Source organism: Aquipuribacter aurantiacus (assembly GCF_051216895.1).
Classification (GTDB): domain Bacteria; phylum Actinomycetota; class Actinomycetes; order Actinomycetales; family JBBAYJ01; genus Aquipuribacter.
This window is the reverse complement of sequence record NZ_JBPKAO010000001.1, coordinates 30748-48687: the sequence shown is the minus strand read 5'-3', so window position 1 is coordinate 48687 and position 17940 is coordinate 30748. Positions and strand designations below refer to the sequence as shown.

The window sequence follows — 17940 nt, the reverse complement described above, 5'->3', positions numbered from 1 at the left end:
ACGCTCAGCTCGACCCGAGCACGAGCCAGCGGCCCGAGCGCTCCCGCAGCCCGAGGGTCAGGGCGCGGGCGGCCATGAAGCCGCCCGCGAACGCGACCCACAGGACCACCAGGCCCGTGGTTCCGACCAGCCCGGTCAGCGGGACCACCGCCACCAGCGGCAGGTACCCCAGCAGGGCCCACAGCCCCGCGACCGCGAGGTAGCGGCCGTCGCCGGCCCCGATCAGGACGCCGTCCAGCACGAACACGTAGCCGGCCAGGGGTGCGGTGAGGCTCACGACCAGCAGCCCGGCGGTGATCCCGGCCCGGACGGTGGCGTCGTCGGAGAACAGCACGGGCAGCCACGGGGACGCGGCGGCGAGCAGGCCCCCGAACACCACCCCCCCGCCGAGGCCCCAGCGCACCATGCGTCGGGTGGTGGCGCGGGCGCCGGCGGCGTCGCCGGCGCCCAGGTTGCGTCCCGTCAGGGCCTGCGCGGCGATGGCCAGCGCGTCCAGGGCGAAGGACCCGAAGGTCCAGACCGTGAAGACGACCTGGTGGGCGGCCAGAGACTCCGCTCCCGTGCCGGCCGCGGCCCAGGTGGTCACCAGGAGCGCCAGCCGGAGGGTGACGGTCCGCAGCAGCAACGGCACCCCGGCGACGGCGGCCGACCGGATGCCCCGGACGTGGGGGCGCAACGGGACCTCGAAGCGCCGGGCCCCCCGGACGACCAGCGCGACCAACCAGGTCGCCATCAGGAGCTGGGCGACGACGGTGCCCCACGCGGAGCCCGCGATCCCGAGCGCCGGCAGCGGGCCGGGACCGTGGGTGAGCACGTACGACAGGACCGCGTTGCACGTGAAACCGACGGTGGCCACCAGCAGGGGCGTGCGGGTGTCCTGGAGCCCCCGCAGCACGCCGGTGGCGGCCAGCACGACGAGCATGGCCGGGATGCCCAGGAACGAGACGCCGAGGTAGACGGCAGCCTCCGCCGTCGCGCCGGGTGCGGCCCCGAACACCGTCGCCACCGTCGGGGCCGACGCGGCCCCCACGACGGCCACCGCCAGACCGACCCCCAGGGCGAGCCAGGTCCCGTCCAGCCCCACCCCGATCGCGCCGGCCCGGTCGCCGGCGCCCAGGCGACGGGCCACGGACGCCGTCGTCCCGTAGGCGAGGACGACGAAGAGCCCCACCAGGGTCGCCAGGACGGCCGAGGCGAGCCCGAGCCCGGCCAGGCTGTCGGTGCCCAGCGCACCGACGATCGCGGTGTCCGTGAGCAGGAACAACGGCTCGACGACGAGGGCGCCCAGGGCCGGGACGGCCAGGGCCAGGATCTCGCGGGCCTGGGTGTCGGGCCTCCTCACCGCTCGCCCCCGCCGTCATCAACTTTCACCGTCAACAATGTGGACAACCTTGTGGACAACACGTCGACCGTGCAGGTCGGACCCGGTTCGGGGTGGGGGCGCACCGGGTCCGTCACCTCGTCCCGCCATCTGGTCGTTCGGGGCTGTTCATAAGGCCGTAACCCTCCACGAGTTGTTCTCCACACCCTCCCGGAGGACAACACCGCAGGTCAGCGGTGGTTCACCGGCTGAGACGAGGTGTATCCCGGGCGAGTCGTCCACAGCTGTGTCCACAGCCGTGGACAGCGTGTCCTGCGGTTGCTCATGATCGTCGGGAGTCTGTCCCCACACTGTCCACAGGACCTGTGGACAACCGCGGTCGACGGGCTTGGCGTGTCGGCCCTCCGGGGCCTAGCGTCCGGCTCTGTCCGGGGTCCTCGCTACACCTCGGTACTCACCCGGGAACCGCTCCGGGTGCATGCCAGGGAGTGGGTGGAGCGTTGAGCATCGCGGAGTCGTCGACCGACCTCGAGCTGTCGGGGAGGGGTCTGGCCCAGGGCGGACCCAGCGGGTTCGAGCGGATGCCGCCGCAGGACGTGCTCGCCGAGCAGTGCGCCCTCGGGGCGATGCTGCTGTCCAAGGACGCCGTCGCCGACGTCAGCGAGAACCTCAAGGGCGCCGACTTCTACCGGCCCGCCCACGAGATGATCTACGACGCCGTCCTCGACCTGTTCGGTCGTGGCGAGCCCGCCGACCCCGTGACGGTGGCCGACGTCCTGGGCCGCCGCGGCGAGCTCAACCGGGTCGGCGGCGCGCCCTACCTGCACACCCTGGTGGCCACGGTGCCGACCGCGGCCAGCGCCGCGTACTACGCGCGCATCGTGCGGGACAAGGCCATCCTCCGCCGCCTGGTCGAGGCCGGCACCAAGATCGCGACCCTCGGCTACGCCGGCGAGGGCGGGGACGTCGACGAGATCGTCAACCTCGCCCAGGCCGAGGTCTACTCCGTCACCGACCGCCAGGCCCGTGACGACTACCGGCCCCTGTCGGAGGTCATGCAGGACACCGTCACCGAGCTGGAGGAGATGGAGGCCCGCCCCGAGGGCATGAACGGCGTGCCCACCGGCTTCCGCGAGCTCGACCAGCTCACCAACGGCCTGCACCCCGGCCAGATGATCGTCATCGCCGCCAGGCCCGCCATGGGCAAGGCCCTCGGCCTGGACACGCCCCTGCCCACGCCGACCGGCTGGACCACCATGGGTGAGGTCCGCGTCGGGGACGACCTGCTGGACGCCGACGGCTGCCCCACCCGCGTCGTCGCCGCGACGGAGGTGCTGACGGGCCGCCCCTGCTACGAGGTCGTCTTCGACGACGGCACGACCGTGGTCGCAGACGCGCTGCACCAGTGGCGGACCGACACGCGCGCCTCTCGGCGCGGCCACGGGGCGGCCGCCGTCCGCACCACCCAGGAGATCGCCGGCACCCTCAACCACCCTGCCGGCACCCCCCGGGCCAACCACTCGGTGGACACCGCGGCGGCACTGGTCCTCCCGGACGCCGACCTCCCCGTCGACCCGTACGTCCTGGGGGTGTGGCTCGGTGCCGGGCACGCCGCAGGAGCCCGCATCAGCACCGCGGACCCCGAGATCGTCATGCGCCTCGAAGGGGCCGGCCTCCCCGACCACGACACCTTCACCGCTCTGCTGCGGCGCATCGGCGTCCTGGGGGACAAGCACGTGCCGACGGCGTACCTCCGGGCGAGCGAGGCCCAGCGCCGGGCTCTCCTCGCCGGTCTGCTGGACTCCGACGGGACGGTCACGGACAGGGGCAGCGTGCAGCTCGCCGTGACCGACCCGCGGCTCGCCGAGTCGTTCCGTGAGCTGGTCGTCAGCCTGGGCTACCGGTGCGGGGTGACGGCCAGGCGGGTCGCCGGCCGCGCCGAGGCCACCTCCACCTGCTGGATCGTCAGCTTCACCCCCTCGGACGACGTCTTCGTCCTGATGCGCAAGCAGCTGGTGCACAAGGAGCGTCGCAGCGTCGGCACCCCCCGGCTGCGCCGGCGGTACGTCGTCCAGGTCCGGCCCGTGGCCAGCGTCCCCGTCCGGTGCGTCGAGGTCGACAACGACGACCACCTGTACCTGGCGACCCGGTCCATGGTGCCCACCCACAACTCGACGGTCGGGCTGGACATCGCCCGCTCGGCCGCGATCCACAACAACATGTCGACGGTGATCTTCTCGCTGGAGATGAGCCGGTCGGAGATCTCGACGCGCCTCATCTCCGCCGAGGCCGGTATCAAGCTGCAGGCCCTGCGCACGGGCAAGCTGCAGGACAACGACTGGCAGAAGATCGCCCGGGTCCTGGGGCAGACCAACGACGCCCCGTTGTTCATCGACGACTCGCCCAACATGACGATGCCGGAGATCCGGGCCAAGTGCCGCCGGCTCAAGCAGCAGACCGACCTCAAGCTCGTCGTGCTCGACTACCTGCAGCTGATGAGCTCGGGCAAGCGTGTGGAGTCCCGCCAGCAGGAGGTCAGCGAGTTCTCGCGTGCCCTCAAGCTGTTGGCCAAAGAGCTCGAGGTGCCGGTCATCGCGATCTCGCAGCTCAACCGTGGACCGGAGCAGCGGACCGACAAGAAGCCGCAGATGTCCGACCTGCGTGAGTCCGGCGCCATCGAGCAGGACGCCGACATGATCATGCTGCTGCACCGCGAGGACGCCTACGACAAGGACAACCGTCCCGGCGAGGCCGACTTCATCATCGCCAAGCACCGCAACGGTCCCACCGACACCATCACCGTGGTGTTCCAGGGCCACTACTCGCGTTTCGGGGACATGGCCCACGGCTGAGGAGGCGCCCGGTGGGCGGCCCTGCGGCACCACCGCTCGCCTCCACCTCGACGGTGCTCACCTCCGTCGGTCCGGAGGGACCGGACCCCGGGTACGACGAAGCCCCGGCAACCGTGAGGTCGCCGGGGCTTCGAGGTACGTCGGTCAGGCGCGAGCCTTGCGGCCGGTGACGAGACGGTAGATGAAGAGGAGGATCAGCGCGCCGACGATGGCGGCGACCCAGGTGCCCAGGTCGAAGAAGCCGTCGTTGACGGAGACGCCGAAGATGGCGGAAGCGAGGAAGCCACCGAGCAGCGCACCGACGATGCCGATGATGATCGTGACGATGATGCCACCCGGGTCCTTGCCGGGCATGATCGCCTTGGCGATGAGGCCGGCGATGAGGCCGAGGATGATCCAACCGATGATGCCCATGTGCGTCTCCTTGCTGAGATGTCCCCAGCCGCAGCGGGACGGCGGGGTGGCCCTGGGGCCGAACTCGGAGTACCCCGCCCCTCAGAAGTGAAACCTTCTGCCCGCCTCGTGCGTTATGGCACCCGCGGGTGGGACGTCAGACCGGGGCCGGCTGGGTGGGCTGGGCCGCCGCGGGACGGGGCGAGCGGTAGACCAGTCGACGGAGCAGGAGCTCCGCGGGACCGGGCCGGCCGGCCCGGTCCAGGCCGACGGCGACCAGCAGCGTCACCAGGTACACGCCGACCGCGACGGCGGAGACGAGGGCCGTGCCCGCACCCTCGCCGAGCCCCAGCGCCCACGGCGACAGCAGCGGGACCAGCAGCACCGACTGCAGCAGGTAGCAGGTCAGGGACCGCTCGCCCACCGCCGCCAGGGCGCCGACCGGCCCGCCGGGACGGGCCGGGAGGGTGGTCCCCGTCCGGGCGGCGCGCTGCTGGCGGGCCCCCACGAACCACCCGACGAGGCCGATGAAGGCGACCGCCCCCAGCAACCCGGTGCCGCCGTGCAGCATCCCGGCCAGCGCGGAGGTGACCCAGCCGTACTCGATCACCTGGGTCGCCATCAGGACCAGCGGCAGCGCCCCCAGCACGCTGACGACGAGGCCGGCCGACATCCGACGCAGCAGCGGCAGGTGCTCGGCCGGGTTCTCGAGCACCCCGCGGCGGGCCAGCAGGACGCCGACCACGGCCGGCGGCGCGAACGCCAGGACGTACATGGGCGCCCCGACCACGGTGCTGAACAGGGTGAGGACCCGCAGCAGCAGGCCGCCGAGGAACGTCTCGGACGTGGGCTGGCCGCCGAACGACGACAGCATGCCCCCCAGCCCGTCCAACGCCCCCAGGCCCACGAAGACGACCAGCGTCGACCAGCCGACCAGCGTCAGGACCCGGTCGCTCCAGCGCAGCGCGAACACCAACGCGATCCCGAGGATGCCGTAGCTCAGCAGGATGTCGCCGAAGAAGAGCAGCAGCATGTGCACCGCCCCGAACGCCGCGAGCCACGCCGAGCGGCGCAGCAGGACGTTGCGGGCCTGGGCCCACGGCACCCCGGCCGCGGCCTGACGACGGAGGATCATGACGAACCCGTAGGCGAACAGCATGGTGAACATCGGGAACGCACGGTTGTCCACGAACAGGCCGACCACGGTGTCCACCGCCCGGTCGGCGCTCGACCCGTCCACCGGCCGCATCAGCGGGCCGATCTCGCGGCCCCAGATGTAGACCACGCAGTTGGCCAGCGCGATCCCCAGCAGCGCGAGCCCTCGGGCCAGGTCAGGGGCGAGCACGCGCTCGCGGGTGCGGACGGGTCCGGAGGTAGTGGTCTGGTGCACCGGCCAACCCTGGCACAGGGCCGCCTACGTGACGGTGAGCACCATCGCGCCGCGGGGGCGGGGGATGGGGACAGGTTGCATGATCACCCCGGCGCCCGGGTCGGCCACCAGACGACGTGTCGCCAGCAGCCGTGCGACGACCGTGGTGACCACGAGCTCGGCCACGTGGTTGCCGATGCACAGGTGCGCCCCGCCCCCGAAGGGGACGAACAGGTGCGAGTGCTGCGCGTGCTCGGCCCGTCCCGGCGCGAACCGGTCGGGGTCGAAGCGCAACGGGTCGCTCCACCAGTCGGGGTGACGGTGCAGCGTCATGCTGGCCGGCGTGAGGGCGACACCGGCGGGGATGGGGACGCCGTCGATGACGACGTCCCGGGTCGCGACCCGCGGTGAGAACGGGACGGGCGGGCTGAGCCGCAACGACTCCTGCATGGCCCGCCTGGTCTGCACCAGCGACGCGTGGTTGGCCAGCGTGACCGGTTCCCCGCCCAGCGCCTGCACCTCCTCCACGACCCGGTCCTGCCGGTCCGGGTGCAGCGCGAGCTGCCAGAGCAGCACCGCCAGCGTCGACGTGGTCGTGTCGTGCGCGGCGAGCATGAGGAAGATCATGTGGTCGACGACCTCGTCGACGTCCAGCACCGTGCCGGACTCCGTGGTGGCGTGCGACAGCCGCGACAGCAGGTCAGGTCGAGGTTCCTCCTTCCGCCGCTGCACGACCAGGTCGCGGAACACCCGCTGCAACGACTCCCGCCCGCGCATCCCGCGGTGGAACGCCGTACCGGGGACCCGGAACCGGAAAGGTGTCAGGGCGGCCCCCATCGCGTCGACGAACCCGCGGTTGACCGCGCCGGCCTGCTCCCCGAGCGAGGCACCGACGAACACCTCGGCGGCGACGTCGAGGGTGAGGCGCTTCATGAGCAGGTAGACGTCGAACTCGCCCGGCGGCAGCGCGTCCAGGTGCCGGTCGGTGATGCTGTGGATCGCCTCGACGTAGCCGCTGATCGCCGTGCGGCTGAAGGCCTGACGCATCACCTGCCGGTGCACACGGTGGTCGTCGAAGTCCCTCAGCATCAGCCCCCGGCGGAACAGGGGGCCGATGCTGGTCGACCAGCCGCCCTCGCTGGACAGCACCTGGTCGGGGTCCAGGTAGATCTCGCGCGTGGCCTGCGGGGTGAGGAACACGACCACGGTGCGGCCGAGCAGCTCGGTCCGGAAGACGTCGCCGTAGCGGGCCCGCCGGGAGTCCATCAGCCGGTGGCAGTCGCGCAGGAACTGCAACGAGTGGCCGACGACGGGGGGCGCACCGGCGCCCGGCACGTGCGCGAGCGGGTCCACGGCACCACCTCCAGGGCGCAGGAGCAGGGACGGCGGGCGGCGATACACCCGCCGGTCCTCCCGGGGCGCGCGGGTCTAGATGAAGAGCAGCTGGGCGCCCGCGGTCTTCTCGATGAAGTCCGAGGCGCTGATGATGGCCTCGACCCCGTCGTAGAGGTCCTCCTCCGTGAGGTGGTTCATGTCCGCCGACAGCCGGCAGGCCCACAGGTGGCCGCCGGAGTCGCGGATCTGCTCGAGGAACTCCGGCACCTCGGGGACGCCGACCTCGGCGATGGACCGCTTCATCTTCCGCGTCGCCATCGCGGTCATGCCGGGCAACCCGCCCAGACCCTGCGGCAGGTGGGTCGCCACGTTGCCCAGCATCGTGAACTGCAGGTCGCCCATCGTCTTCTTGGTGATCAGGTCGAAGCCCCAGAACGTGAAGAACAGGTGGGTCTGGACGCCCTCGCCCAGGGCGGCGTTGGCGAGGATCAGCCCGGGGTAGGCCATGTCGAGCGAGCCCTTGGAGCAGATGATGGCGAGCGTGCGGTCCCCGTCGTCCTCGTCGTCGAACGAGGGGACGAGCGGGGCGGCCTGGGTGACGGTCATCGGGGGTCCTTCCGGGCGTGGGTGGGTGGTGGGGCCGGCTCAGACGCAGCCCTTGGGCTTGGGCAGCCCGGCGACGTAGGCCATCTTCTTGGCGGGCTTCTTGGGGAACAGCACGAACAGCTGCTTGGTCGGGAAGCCGCCCACGGTCGAGACCCGGCGCAAGGTCGGCGTCTCGTCCTTGGTCAGGAAGTCCCGGCGGAGGAAGTCGACGACCGCGAGGTGCTCGTCGGTCAGCTCCAGGCCGATGGCACCGGCGAGCGCGCGGGCCAGCTCGGGGCTCCACTCGTCGTAGGAGGTGAGGAACCCCTCCTCGTCGACGTGGACCTCGCGGTCGGCGATCGTGGTCACGGGCATGTCAGACCTCCTGGGTCTCGAGGTGCTTGCCGGCCATCGACATGTGGGCCGGCAGCGGGATGGGGCGCCCGGGCAGCAGCAGGTTCCAGTACATGTGCCGGAAGGCGAGCTTGCCGAGGTGGTTGGCGCGGGTCTGCTCGAGCAGGTGGAACGGGCCCAGGTGGGGCACCGGGAACGTGCCGGTCAGCGGCTCGGTCTCGTAGTTGAAGTCGATGAGCATCGCCTTGCCGTGACCGGACTCGATGTAGCAGTTGGCGTGCCCGTCGAAGCTGCCCGTCATGGGTCGGCCCGCGACGTGGTCCACGAAGTTGTCGACGAACACCTCGACCGAGAAGTGGGCGACGGAGCCGGCCTTGGAGGCCGGGATGTCCGAGGCGTCGCCGAGGGCGAAGACGTCGGGCCAGGTGGTGGACTGCATCGTGTGCTTGTCCACGGGCACGTAGTTGAGCTCGTCACCCATGCCGGAGCGGGCCACGTAGTCCGCGCCCATGTTGAGCGGCACGGTGACCAGCAGGTCGAACGGGACCCGTCGCTCGTCGTAGGACACCAGCGCACGGTTCTCGGCGTCGACGCTCTCCACGACGAAGTCCGTCTCCAGGCCGATCTGCTTCTGCTCCAGGACGTCGCCCAGGCGGCGTGCCGACACCGGTTTGGTGAACGCGGCCGACAGCGGTGTCACGTAGGTGAGCTCGACGGCGTCGCGGATGCCGCGCTCGCGGAAGTAGGCGTCGGCGAGGAAGGCGAACTCCAGCGGTGCGACCGGGCACTTGATCGGCATCTCCACGACGTGCACCAGGACCGTGCCGCCGGTGAACCGTTCCAGGGCGGCGCGCAGCGCCTGCGCGCCGTCGAAGGTGAAGAACTCGTGGATGCTCCGGTGCCACTCCCCGCCGTCGAGCATCCCGGGCGTCTGGTCCGGTCGCGGGCTGGTGCCGGTGGCGATCACCAGCTGGTCGTAGGCGAGCCGCCGACCGTCGGCGAGCAGCACCGCGTGCTCCTCCGGGAGGACCCGGTCGACCTCGCCCCGGACCAGGTCGATGCCCTTGTGGATCAGCGACGCGGTCGGGCGGGTGACCTGCCGCGGGGTGTAGGTGCCGAACGGGAGGAACAGGTACCCGGGTTGGTAGTAGTGGGTCCCGGACTGCTCCACCACCATGATGCGCCAGTCGTCGCCGAGCCGTCGGCGCAGCTTGTTCACGACCATCGTCCCCGCGGTCCCTGCCCCCAGCACCAGCAGCTGCTTCATCGTGGCCTCCGTCGACGTCGTCCTCCGACGCTAGGCGGCTCGGCACCCCCCGGCACTGGACCTTGGTCCCGCCTCGGGCATGACCCGCGCCACAGCGACGCGCTGCCCCGGCCCCGGCCCCGGCCCCGGCGCCGGCGCCGACCGCCACCGCGATGTCATCCGGTGCTCGCCCGCCGTACACCTGGGCAGGCGAGCATGCGCCCGGCCGCACGTCCGCGCGGTCCCCCACCCGTCCGGAGGAACCGACGATGAGCCTCGCCCCGTCCCGACGCACCGTCCTGCACGGCGGCGTCGCCGCCTCGGCCCTGGTGGCCGCCGCCCCGGCCCACGCGCTCGCCGCCCCGCTCGGCCCGCGGGCCGAGTTCGAGACCTCGCGGCAGTCGCGCGTCACCCGCGGCACCCGCCTGGTCCACGCCGACCTGCACAACCACTCGCTGCAGTCCGACGCCGCCGGGCTGCCCGAGGAGGCCTACGGGTCGATGCGCGACGCCGGCCTGGACGTCGCGGCGCTCACCGACCACAGCGTCGCCGCGTACTCCGTGCCCGGTGACGCCTGCGCCCTGTTCCCCCCGCCGGCGCCGGGCGGACGCAACGAGTGCCGGTCGCTGCTCGGCCTGGACGAGGCCGGGTTCCAGAACACCCGGGCGCTGGCCGACGCGCACGACGTGCCAGGCTCGTTCACCGCCGTCTCCGGGTTCGAGTGGTCCAGCCCGGCGCTGGGCCACATGAACGTCTGGTTCACCAGCCGCTGGATCGACGCGCTGCTCACCGACGGGATCACGGAGGCTCAGCTGGTCGGCATCGGGCTGTCGGTGCCGCTGCTGGCCGGCGCCCTGGCGCAGCTCGGCCTCAGCCCGGTGCAGGTCGCCGCCGTCATCGCCGGGGTGCGGGCCAGCCGCGACAACGGCATGGAGAGCCTGTACGACTGGCTGCGGGCCGACCCGGCGGCCCAGGGCCTGGGGGGCGGGGCCGACGGCATCGCCGGGTTCAACCACCCCAACCGCGAGCCGCTGGTCTTCGACGACTTCGCCTACGACGAGCGGGTCCGTGAGCGCGTCGTGAGCATGGAGATCATGAACCGGGAGGAGGACTACCTGTTCAAGGAGTTCTCCGCCGGGTTCCCGTCGCCCCTGACGGCCTGCCTCAACGCCGGCTGGGACGTCGGGCTGCTGGGCGTCACCGACGAGCACGGCACGAGCTGGGGCGAGCCGGACGGCAAGGGCCGGGCCGGGCTCTACGTGCGCGAGCTGACCCGGGCCGGCGTCAGGGAGGCCATGCAGGCGCGGCGGTTCTTCGCGACCAACCTGCGCGGCCTGCGGCTGGACGCGACGGCGAACGGGGTGCAGATGGGCGGCCGGCTCCAGCGGACCCGTCCCGGGCAGCCGGTCCGCTTCGTCGTGGACCTGGACCGGGGGGACGCCTTCGCGGGGACCCCGGTGCAGATCCAGGTGCTGCGACCCGGCACCGACGTCCCCGAGGTCGTGCACGTGGAGGACGTCCGGATGCCCGGCGGGCGGGACGACCGGCTGGTTCGGTTCGCGGTCCGGCTCGACGCCGCGGACGGCGACTGGGTGGTGCTGCGGGTCGCGGACCCGACGCGGCCCAACAACCAGCCCGGACCGGTGGGGCACCCCTGCAACAACCTGGCGCTGGCCTACACGTCGCCGTGGCGGTTCGGCACCGGACCGGACGTGCGCCCCGGACCCGGTCGCAGCCGGGGCGACCGGGTGATGAGCAACGGTTCGGGCTGGCCCCACGACCACTCGCACTGAGCAGAAGAACATCCGGGCCACCTCCTGCCCGGGGCGCAGGAGGTGGTCGGTCGCATGACGGGTCGCGACGTGGGTACCGGTCGGGCATGAGCCGCGACACCTCCCGCACGACGACCGATGACCGCCCCGGCAACGACCTGCCGGGCGGCGACGCGACGAAGCCCAGCGAGATCCCCGCCGCCGGGTGGAAGCAGATCGTCACCCGCGCGTTCGCGGAGGCCAAGGCCGACAACGTGCCGATGCTGGCGGGCGGTGTGGCGTTCTTCGCGTTCCTGGCGCTGTTCCCGGCCATGATCGCCCTGATCAGCGTGTGGGGTCTGGTGGTGGACGACCCGAGCGCGCAGGCCGCGAGCCTCACCGAGGGCATGCCGGCCGAGGCGAGCGAGATCATCACCACCCAGATGGAGAACGTGGCCGGCCAGGACTCCGGCCTCGGCGTCGCGCTGGTCATCTCGGTGCTGCTGGCCCTGTGGTCCGCCTCCGGCGGTACCGCCAACCTCGTCAAGGCCGTCAACGTGGCCTACGACGAGGAGGAGAGCCGCGGGTTCATCACAATCCGTCTGCTCGCCCTGGCCCTGACCCTCGGCGCGATCCTGTTCCTCATCGTGTCCGTCGGCCTGGTCGCCGTGGTCCCGCCGGTCCTGGACGGGCTGGGCCTCGGCGTCGTCGGCACGGTCCTCGCCCAGGTCGCCCGCTGGGTCCTGCTGGTCGCGCTGGTGGCCGCCGCGCTCGCGGTCGTCTACCGGTTCGCGCCGGACCGCGACGACCCCAAGCTGCGCTGGGCCAGCCTCGGCGCCGTCGTCGCGACCGTCCTCTGGGTGCTCGGGAGCATCGCGTTCAGCCTGTACGTGTCGAACTTCGGCAGCTACGGCGAGACCTACGGCGCCATCGCCGGGGTCGCGATCCTCATGCTGTGGCTCTTCCTGACCGCCTACGTCGTCCTGCTGGGTGCGGAGATCAACGCCGAGATGGAGAAGCAGACCACCCGCGACACCACCAAGGGCCCCGAGCAGCCCATGGGCGAGCGTGACGCGGTCGCGGCGGACGAGCTGCCGCGGCGCTGAGGGAGGTCGGTCCGGCTCGGGCAGGCGCAGCGGGGACGACCCGCGGCCGCCCGTCCCGAGCCGGTGGGCGGAGGAGGGTGCTGCTGCCGTGGGCAGAGCCGCCCGCAGCAGAACGCCGTGACCGTGCGCACCGCGGCGAGCACCGTCGAGGTATGACAGCCACCCTCTCCACCGACCCGGTCCTGGAACGCCTGCTGCGTGAGCGCATCGTGGTGCTCGGCACGCAGGTCGACGACGCCACCGCCAACGCCGTCTGCGCCCAGCTCCTGCTGCTGTCCGCCGACGACCCCGACCGCGACATCCACCTGTACGTCAACTCCCCCGGCGGCTCGATCACGGCCGGCATGGCGGTCTACGACACGATGCAGTTCGTCCCCAACGACGTCGCCACCGTGGTGATGGGGCTGGCCGCGTCGATGGGGCAGTTCCTGCTCTGCGCCGGCACCCCGGGCAAGCGGTACGCCCTGCCGCACGCCCGCGTGCTCATGCACCAGCCGTCCGGCGGGATCGGCGGCACCGCCAGCGACATCGCCATCCAGGCCGAGAACCTGCGCCACACCCGGGCGGTGACGGCCGAGCGGATCGCGTTCCACACCGGTCGCACGCTGGAGGAGGTGCTCCGTGACTCCGACCGCGACCGCTGGTTCACCGCGCAGGAGGCGAAGGACTACGGGTTCGTGGACCACGTGGTGAGCGGAGCCGACGGCATGCCCGGGGCGACGGTCGGGCCGTCGGACCGGGGGCAGCCGGGGTTCGCCCCCGCCTCGTCCGGGGTGCGCCGGGCGCACGGGTGAGGCGGAGGCCGGGCCGGACGTCCCCGACGTCCGCCCCCGGGGTCAGGCGGCGCGCAGCTGCGGCTGCGAGCGGGGTCCCGGGCCGGCGACCCGCTGGTGCGACGGGAGCGCCACGACGCGAGCCCCCACCACGGTGGTCGAGCTGCGCAGCACGAGCACGTCGTCGCGGACCTCGCCCAGCAGGTCGGCCAGGTCCAGGTGGAGGGAGCGGCACAGCGCGGCCAGCACCTCGGAGCTCGCCTCCTTGCGGCCGCGCTCCAGCTCCGACAGGTACTGCGTGGACACCTGGGCGTCGCGGGCGACGTCGGCCAGGGTGCGGCGCTGGGTCGTGCGGTGCCGGCGCAGCACGTGGCCGAGCAGGACGCGCAACGGCGGGGTGGCTCGGGTGGTGCCGGCGGTGGCCGTCATGGTGCGAGGCTACGCCGGGGCGAGCCGGCGCTCCAGGGTCATCAGGTCGATGACCACCTTGGCGGCGTCGAACAACCGGTCGCTCAGGGCGCTCGCGCCCGGGCTGAGCACCGTGACGGGGCCCCGGTCGGCCAGCTCGGCGAAGATCCCGTCGTTGCTGAGCACCACCACCTGGCGACTCCGCGCGACCACGGCCTGCGCCCCCTCGAGCAGGACGAAGTCGGCCAGGTCCGCGCCGTCCGGCACGGGCTGCGCCACGGAGCCGAACTCGGCCAGGTGGGGCAGGCCGCGGTCCACCGCGGCGTGCTGGCCGGAGATCACGACGTGGTCGGCCGAGCGGGCCAGCGCCACCACGAGCTCCATCCGGGCCCGCCAGCGGACGGCACCGGCGCGCAGGTTGTCCAGGTCGACCAGCAGCACCCGGTCACCCGCCCCGTCGTGCCAGACGGGGTTGGAGCGGACCCAGCCCTTGAGCGCCTCGCCGAGCATCCCGGCGGTGGCGTCGTCCTCCTCGAGGACGGCGACGGCCGCGCGGCGTGGTCGGGGCGCGGGCAGGTCCGCAAGACGGAACCACTCGTAGTCGTCCCACTCGCCTCGTTGGTTGCCCAGTGCCACGGGTGCATGGTGTCAGGTGTCGGGTCTGCCGTGGTCGGACGCGGGGGCAAACCCCCGTCCCGTGGGGTCGTGAACCCCATTCCGGGGCGCGACGGCAGCGCGGAGGCTGGCCGTCATGACCTCCCCAGCCGTCCAGGCGCACCACCCGACGCCCCCTGCGCCGGGGCGCCGCGGTCGCGGTGCGGTCGTGCTGGCGGTCGTCGTCTCGGTGACCGTGCCGGTGATGATCGCCGTCGTGGGGGCCGTGGCCCTGTGGTGGAACGGGCGGACCGACACGGTCGGGGCGGTGACCTTCGAGCGACCGCTGCGCATCCCGGCCCTCGCGGCCTCGACCGTGGACGCCGGGGGGACGCGGGTCTTCGACCTGACGATGCAGACCGGTCGGACCGACCTGACCGGCCGCGGCGACACCGAGACGTGGGGAGTCGACGGCGCCCACCTCGCCCCGACGGTCCGCGTGCAGCGTGGCGAACGGGTCCGCGTCGACGTCCGCAACGAGCTGCCCGAGACGTCCACGCTGCACTGGCACGGGCTCCACGTGCCCGCCGCGTCCGACGGGGGACCCCACCGGCTGGTCCGGCCCGGTGGGTCCTGGTCGCCGTCGTGGCGGGTCGACCAGCCGGCCACGTCGGGCTGGTACCACCCGCACGCGCACGGCACGACCGCCGAGCACGTCCGCCGAGGGGTCTACGGGATGTTCCTGGTGGACGATCCCGCCGCCGCGCCGGGCGGGCTGCCCGACGGCTACGGCGTGGACGACGTCCCCGTCATGGTCCAGGACGTGAGGCTGGGGGGCGACGGCTCGCTCGCGCGGGGCAACGGGTTCCTGGAGGTCACCGGCCCGCTGGGCGACACGCTGCTGGTCAACGGCACGGTGGGGCCGTTCCTCGACGTGACGACCGAGGCCGTGCGGCTGCGCCTGCTCAACGCCTCGGCGGCCCGGGTCTACGACTTCGTGCTCGACGACGGCCGGCCGATGGACCTGGTCGCGACCGACGGCGGGCTGCTCCCGGCGCCGGTGAGCACCGGGTCGGTGATGCTGTCGCCGGGCGAGCGGGCCGAGGTCGTGGTCCGGGTCGGGCCGGGCGAGCGGGTCGTGCTGCAGAGCCGACCACCGGACCTCGGTGTCGCCGGGGTCATGGCGCGGATGTCCGGGGCGGGTGACCGGTTCGACGTGCTCGAGCTGCGGGCGGCCGAGCGGCTCCGGGCGAGCCCGCCGCTGGCGGGGACGCTGGCCCCGGCGCCGGACCTGGCGGTGCAGGACGCCACCGTGACCCGGACGTTCGACCTGGCGGGCGGGAACGCGATCAACGGCCTGCGGATGGACATGTCGCGCGTCGACGAGGTGGCCGAGACCGGCACGACCGAGGAGTGGGCGGTCCGCAACCTCGACGGCATGCCCCACAACTTCCACCTGCACGGCACCTCGTTCGTCGTGGCCGAGCTGGACGGGTCGCCGCCGCCGGCCCACCTGACCGGGTGGAAGGACACCGTCCTGCTGCCGCCCGGCGGCGTGGCCCGGCTCGTCGTGCGCCACGACGGACCGCCCGACCCGGACGCCCCGTACCTCTACCACTGCCACCTGCTGGCCCACCACGACCAGGGGATGATGGGGCAGCTGGTGCTCGTGGGGCCCGGCGGCGAGGCGGGCGACGTCCACGATGCGTCCCACGAGGTCGCGACGCCGTCGACGGACCGGCAGGCCGACGGGGCGGCCAGGCTGTTCCCCGGCGCGGCGGGGCACGAGCACTGAGACCGTCGCGGTCGGCTGCGTTGTCCCGCGGACGGCGGTGTGCGACCGTTCGCGCGTGATCGCCCCCGTGCGCAACGAGCCGCTCGCCCGTGCCTGGTTCCTGCTGACGGCGGCCGTCGTGGTGGTGGCCGTGGCCGTCCAGGTCCCGCTCTCGGCGGCGGTGGAGACCGGGTACTTCAGCACCCCGCTGGCCCGCGGTCTCAACGTCTTCGCGTTCTTCACCATCCAGTCCAACCTGCTGGTGGCGGCGTCGGCCCTGCTGACGGCGCTGGACCCCGACCGCGACACCCGGCTGCGCCGGGTGCTCCGCCTGACGTCGCTGGTCGCGATCACGGTCACGGGCGTCGTCTACCACTCGGTCCTGGCCGGGCTGGTCGAGCTGAGCGGGTGGGGCTACGTCGCCGACGTGGCCGTCCACACGGTCGTGCCGGTCCTGGCCGTCCTGGGCTGGGTGCTGTTCGGGCCCCGTGGCCGCACCACCTGGGGGGTCGTGGCGCTGAGCGCGGTGTTCCCCGTGCTCTGGCTCACCTTCACGCTCGTGCGCGGACCCCTGGTCGGTGGCTTCTGGCCGTACCCCTTCGTCGACGTCGACGAGCTCGGCTGGGCGCAGGTCCTGCTGAACTGCGGCGGGGTCGCCGTCCTCCTGCTGGGCCTGGCCGCGGTGGCGCACGGGGCCGACCGGCTGCTGCGGCGCGGCACCGGGGGCGAGCGGACGCCGGTCGGCGATCAGGCCCGGGCCGGCTAGGACCGCCGGGGTCAGGTGGGGCGGGTGCGGCCGTCGCCGACCTGGCGCAGCAGCCGGACCGCGTCGTCGGCGCCGAGGCCCAGCCGCTGCAGCGCGGACAGGTAGACCAGCGTGGCCTCCTGAGCCCGCTGCTCGGTGACGTCGCCGGTGGCGGCCACCACCGTGCCGTTGCGGCCCCGGGTGACCACGACACCGGCCGCCTCCAGCTCGCGGTAGGCGCGGGCGACGGTCCCCGACGCCAGGCCCAGGTCCCCGGCCAGTCGACGCACCGGGGGCAGCCGGTCGCCGGGGCGGAGCAGCCCCGCGTCGACCTGGGCGACGACCTGGCTGCGGACCTGCTCGTAGGGCGGGACGGCCGAGCGGGGGTCCACCTGGAGAATCACGGCCGGGCCCCGGCCCGGGCGACGGCGGGCGGGACGGGCCACAGCCGGAGCCGGAAGTGCCGGGCGGGGCGGCTGGCGAGCATCACGACCAGCAGGACCAGCAGGACCCCGAGCGCGAGCATGACCCACAACCCGGTAAGGCCGACGGCGATGCGCTCGTCGGGGACCGCGCGGGCGACCTCGAGACCCAGCCCCAGCGTGGCGACGAGCCCGGCGTACATGGGCATGCTGACGATGTCGCGCAGGGCCTGCGACCGCAGGGCGTCGTCCCAGGCGAGCTCCTCCGGGCTGGACACGGTGCGGCGGGCGTTCAGCACCACCCCGCCGGCGGCCAGTGACAGCACGAGCAGGGCGGGCGGCACGAGGGCCAGCAGGCCGATCCTGAGCGGGTCGACCCCGGCGACGGCGGGGTCGGCCAGCAGGACCGCGAGGACGAGGCCGACGGCGGTGGGGACCAGGCAGGCGACGACCGTGCTCCACCGCTCGAGGCCGTTGACGTAGTCACCGAGGCGGACCTCACGGGTGCGCGCGACACGCGGCGCGTCGGAGTCGGGGGCACGGCGCACCGCGAGGAGCGCGTACGCGGCCGCGGCGAGCGCCATGCCGACGAACCCGGCCCCCATGGCCAGCGGGATGGCGTCGGGGACCACGAGCTCCTCCCCCGGCGCGGGGTCGGGCGGCACGACGACGGCCGCCACCCAGAGACCGAGCAGGAGGCCCGACGTCGCCGCGGTGGTCCGCTCCTGCAGACGACGGACGACCTGCCCGCGGTCGTGGACGGGCGGGGCGAGGTCGGCCCGCCGGGCCGTGCCGCGCAGCAGCAGCCGCCCCCCGAGCGGTGTCCAGGTGCAGGCCAGGACGACGGCGGCGACGGCGGTCGCCGCGACCGCCAGGACTAGCGGTGTCATGCGTCTCTCCCTCTGTTTGTAT

17 protein-coding genes are annotated in these 17940 nt (G+C 73.2%); 6 read left to right on the top strand and 11 right to left on the bottom strand.

Going from position 1 to position 17940, the window contains the following annotated elements:
* Positions 1–4: 4 nt before the first annotated feature.
* Positions 5–1342 (bottom strand): MATE family efflux transporter, encoded by a 1338-nt coding sequence (locus ACR80Q_RS00255; RefSeq protein ID WP_435375529.1) that lies wholly within the window; start codon positions 1340–1342, stop codon positions 5–7.
* Positions 1343–1902: 560 nt separating this feature from the next.
* Here ACR80Q_RS00255 and dnaB point away from each other — a divergent pair.
* The gene (dnaB, locus tag ACR80Q_RS00250; RefSeq protein WP_435376030.1) at positions 1903–4173 is read left to right on the top strand and encodes a replicative DNA helicase; all 2271 of its coding nucleotides are present in this window, start codon (positions 1903–1905) and stop codon (positions 4171–4173) included.
* A gap of 144 nt (positions 4174–4317) precedes the next feature.
* Here dnaB and ACR80Q_RS00245 read toward each other — a convergent pair whose 3' ends face one another.
* From ACR80Q_RS00245 to sqr, 6 genes are all read right to left on the bottom strand, one after another.
* Positions 4318–4587, bottom strand: coding sequence for a GlsB/YeaQ/YmgE family stress response membrane protein (locus ACR80Q_RS00245; protein WP_435375528.1), 270 nt, complete (start codon positions 4585–4587; stop codon positions 4318–4320).
* 136 nt (positions 4588–4723) lie between these two features.
* Positions 4724–5956, bottom strand: coding sequence for a DUF418 domain-containing protein (locus ACR80Q_RS00240; RefSeq protein WP_435375527.1), 1233 nt, complete (start codon positions 5954–5956; stop codon positions 4724–4726).
* Positions 5957–5980: 24 nt separating this feature from the next.
* Positions 5981–7288 (bottom strand): cytochrome P450, encoded by a 1308-nt coding sequence (locus tag ACR80Q_RS00235; protein ID WP_435375526.1) that lies wholly within the window; start codon positions 7286–7288, stop codon positions 5981–5983.
* 75 nt (positions 7289–7363) lie between these two features.
* On the bottom strand, positions 7364–7876 hold the full coding sequence (locus ACR80Q_RS00230) for a DsrE/DsrF/DrsH-like family protein (RefSeq protein ID WP_435375525.1): 513 nt from the start codon (positions 7874–7876) through the stop codon (positions 7364–7366).
* 39 nt (positions 7877–7915) lie between these two features.
* Positions 7916–8230 carry a TusE/DsrC/DsvC family sulfur relay protein gene (locus ACR80Q_RS00225; protein ID WP_435375524.1) on the bottom strand — a complete coding sequence of 105 codons (315 nt, stop codon included), beginning with the start codon at positions 8228–8230 and terminating at the stop codon, positions 7916–7918.
* A gap of 1 nt (position 8231) precedes the next feature.
* Positions 8232–9476, bottom strand: a complete 1245-nt coding sequence (gene sqr / locus ACR80Q_RS00220) for a type III sulfide quinone reductase, selenoprotein subtype (protein ID WP_435375523.1) — start codon at positions 9474–9476, stop codon at positions 8232–8234.
* 248 nt (positions 9477–9724) lie between these two features.
* Here sqr and ACR80Q_RS00215 point away from each other — a divergent pair, with 248 nt between their 5' ends.
* The 3 genes from ACR80Q_RS00215 (at position 9725) to ACR80Q_RS00205 (ending at position 13106) form a co-directional block, all read left to right on the top strand.
* A complete protein-coding gene (locus ACR80Q_RS00215) occupies positions 9725–11248 on the top strand; it encodes a CehA/McbA family metallohydrolase domain-containing protein (RefSeq protein ID WP_435375522.1) in 1524 nt (507 codons plus the stop codon).
* A gap of 86 nt (positions 11249–11334) precedes the next feature.
* Complete coding sequence (locus tag ACR80Q_RS00210; protein ID WP_435375521.1) at positions 11335–12312, top strand: YihY/virulence factor BrkB family protein; 978 nt, start codon at positions 11335–11337, stop codon at positions 12310–12312.
* Between the two features lie 152 nt (positions 12313–12464).
* The gene (locus ACR80Q_RS00205) at positions 12465–13106 is read left to right on the top strand and encodes an ATP-dependent Clp protease proteolytic subunit (RefSeq protein WP_435375520.1); all 642 of its coding nucleotides are present in this window, start codon (positions 12465–12467) and stop codon (positions 13104–13106) included.
* A 42-nt stretch (positions 13107–13148) separates the two neighbouring features.
* On the opposite strand, the gene ACR80Q_RS00200 is transcribed toward ACR80Q_RS00205, so the two are convergent.
* Together ACR80Q_RS00200 and ACR80Q_RS00195 are read right to left on the bottom strand one after the other, a co-directional pair.
* The gene (locus ACR80Q_RS00200; RefSeq protein WP_435375519.1) at positions 13149–13514 is read right to left on the bottom strand and encodes a helix-turn-helix domain-containing protein; all 366 of its coding nucleotides are present in this window, start codon (positions 13512–13514) and stop codon (positions 13149–13151) included.
* Positions 13515–13523: 9 nt separating this feature from the next.
* Positions 13524–14129: a hypothetical protein gene (locus ACR80Q_RS00195; RefSeq protein ID WP_435375518.1), complete on the bottom strand. Its 606-nt coding sequence runs from the start codon at positions 14127–14129 to the stop codon at positions 13524–13526.
* A 115-nt stretch (positions 14130–14244) separates the two neighbouring features.
* Here ACR80Q_RS00195 and ACR80Q_RS00190 point away from each other — a divergent pair, with 115 nt between their 5' ends.
* Together ACR80Q_RS00190 and ACR80Q_RS00185 are read left to right on the top strand one after the other, a co-directional pair.
* On the top strand, positions 14245–15882 hold the full coding sequence (locus ACR80Q_RS00190) for a multicopper oxidase family protein (RefSeq protein WP_435375517.1): 1638 nt from the start codon (positions 14245–14247) through the stop codon (positions 15880–15882).
* A 55-nt stretch (positions 15883–15937) separates the two neighbouring features.
* Positions 15938–16627: a Pr6Pr family membrane protein gene (locus tag ACR80Q_RS00185; protein WP_435375516.1), complete on the top strand. Its 690-nt coding sequence runs from the start codon at positions 15938–15940 to the stop codon at positions 16625–16627.
* An 11-nt stretch (positions 16628–16638) separates the two neighbouring features.
* Here the strand turns inward: ACR80Q_RS00185 and ACR80Q_RS00180 are convergent, their stop codons facing one another.
* Both ACR80Q_RS00180 and ACR80Q_RS00175 read right to left on the bottom strand, forming a co-directional pair.
* Positions 16639–16998 carry a GntR family transcriptional regulator gene (locus tag ACR80Q_RS00180; RefSeq protein WP_435375515.1) on the bottom strand — a complete coding sequence of 120 codons (360 nt, stop codon included), beginning with the start codon at positions 16996–16998 and terminating at the stop codon, positions 16639–16641.
* Positions 16999–17006: 8 nt separating this feature from the next.
* Positions 17007–17918: a hypothetical protein gene (locus tag ACR80Q_RS00175; RefSeq protein ID WP_435375514.1), complete on the bottom strand. Its 912-nt coding sequence runs from the start codon at positions 17916–17918 to the stop codon at positions 17007–17009.
* Between the last annotated feature and the right edge of the window lie 22 nt (positions 17919–17940).

What these genes read in the sequence shown, in the direction of transcription:
- ACR80Q_RS00245 (WP_435375528.1), bottom strand. Translation starts at nt 4,587, where the DNA reads ATGGGCATCATCGGTTGGATCATCCTCGGCCTCATCGCCGGCCTCATC.
- sqr (WP_435375523.1), bottom strand. Translation starts at nt 9,476, where the DNA reads ATGAAGCAGCTGCTGGTGCTGGGGGCAGGGACCGCGGGGACGATGGTC.
- ACR80Q_RS00190 (WP_435375517.1), top strand. Translation starts at nt 14,245, where the DNA reads ATGACCTCCCCAGCCGTCCAGGCGCACCACCCGACGCCCCCTGCGCCG.
- ACR80Q_RS00210 (WP_435375521.1), top strand. Translation starts at nt 11,335, where the DNA reads ATGAGCCGCGACACCTCCCGCACGACGACCGATGACCGCCCCGGCAAC.
- ACR80Q_RS00230 (WP_435375525.1), bottom strand. Translation starts at nt 7,876, where the DNA reads ATGACCGTCACCCAGGCCGCCCCGCTCGTCCCCTCGTTCGACGACGAG.
- ACR80Q_RS00225 (WP_435375524.1), bottom strand. Translation starts at nt 8,230, where the DNA reads ATGCCCGTGACCACGATCGCCGACCGCGAGGTCCACGTCGACGAGGAG.
- ACR80Q_RS00215 (WP_435375522.1), top strand. Translation starts at nt 9,725, where the DNA reads ATGAGCCTCGCCCCGTCCCGACGCACCGTCCTGCACGGCGGCGTCGCC.
- ACR80Q_RS00200 (WP_435375519.1), bottom strand. Translation starts at nt 13,514, where the DNA reads ATGACGGCCACCGCCGGCACCACCCGAGCCACCCCGCCGTTGCGCGTC.
- ACR80Q_RS00205 (WP_435375520.1), top strand. Translation starts at nt 12,465, where the DNA reads ATGACAGCCACCCTCTCCACCGACCCGGTCCTGGAACGCCTGCTGCGT.
- ACR80Q_RS00175 (WP_435375514.1), bottom strand. Translation starts at nt 17,918, where the DNA reads ATGACACCGCTAGTCCTGGCGGTCGCGGCGACCGCCGTCGCCGCCGTC.
- dnaB (WP_435376030.1), top strand. Translation starts at nt 1,903, where the DNA reads ATGCCGCCGCAGGACGTGCTCGCCGAGCAGTGCGCCCTCGGGGCGATG.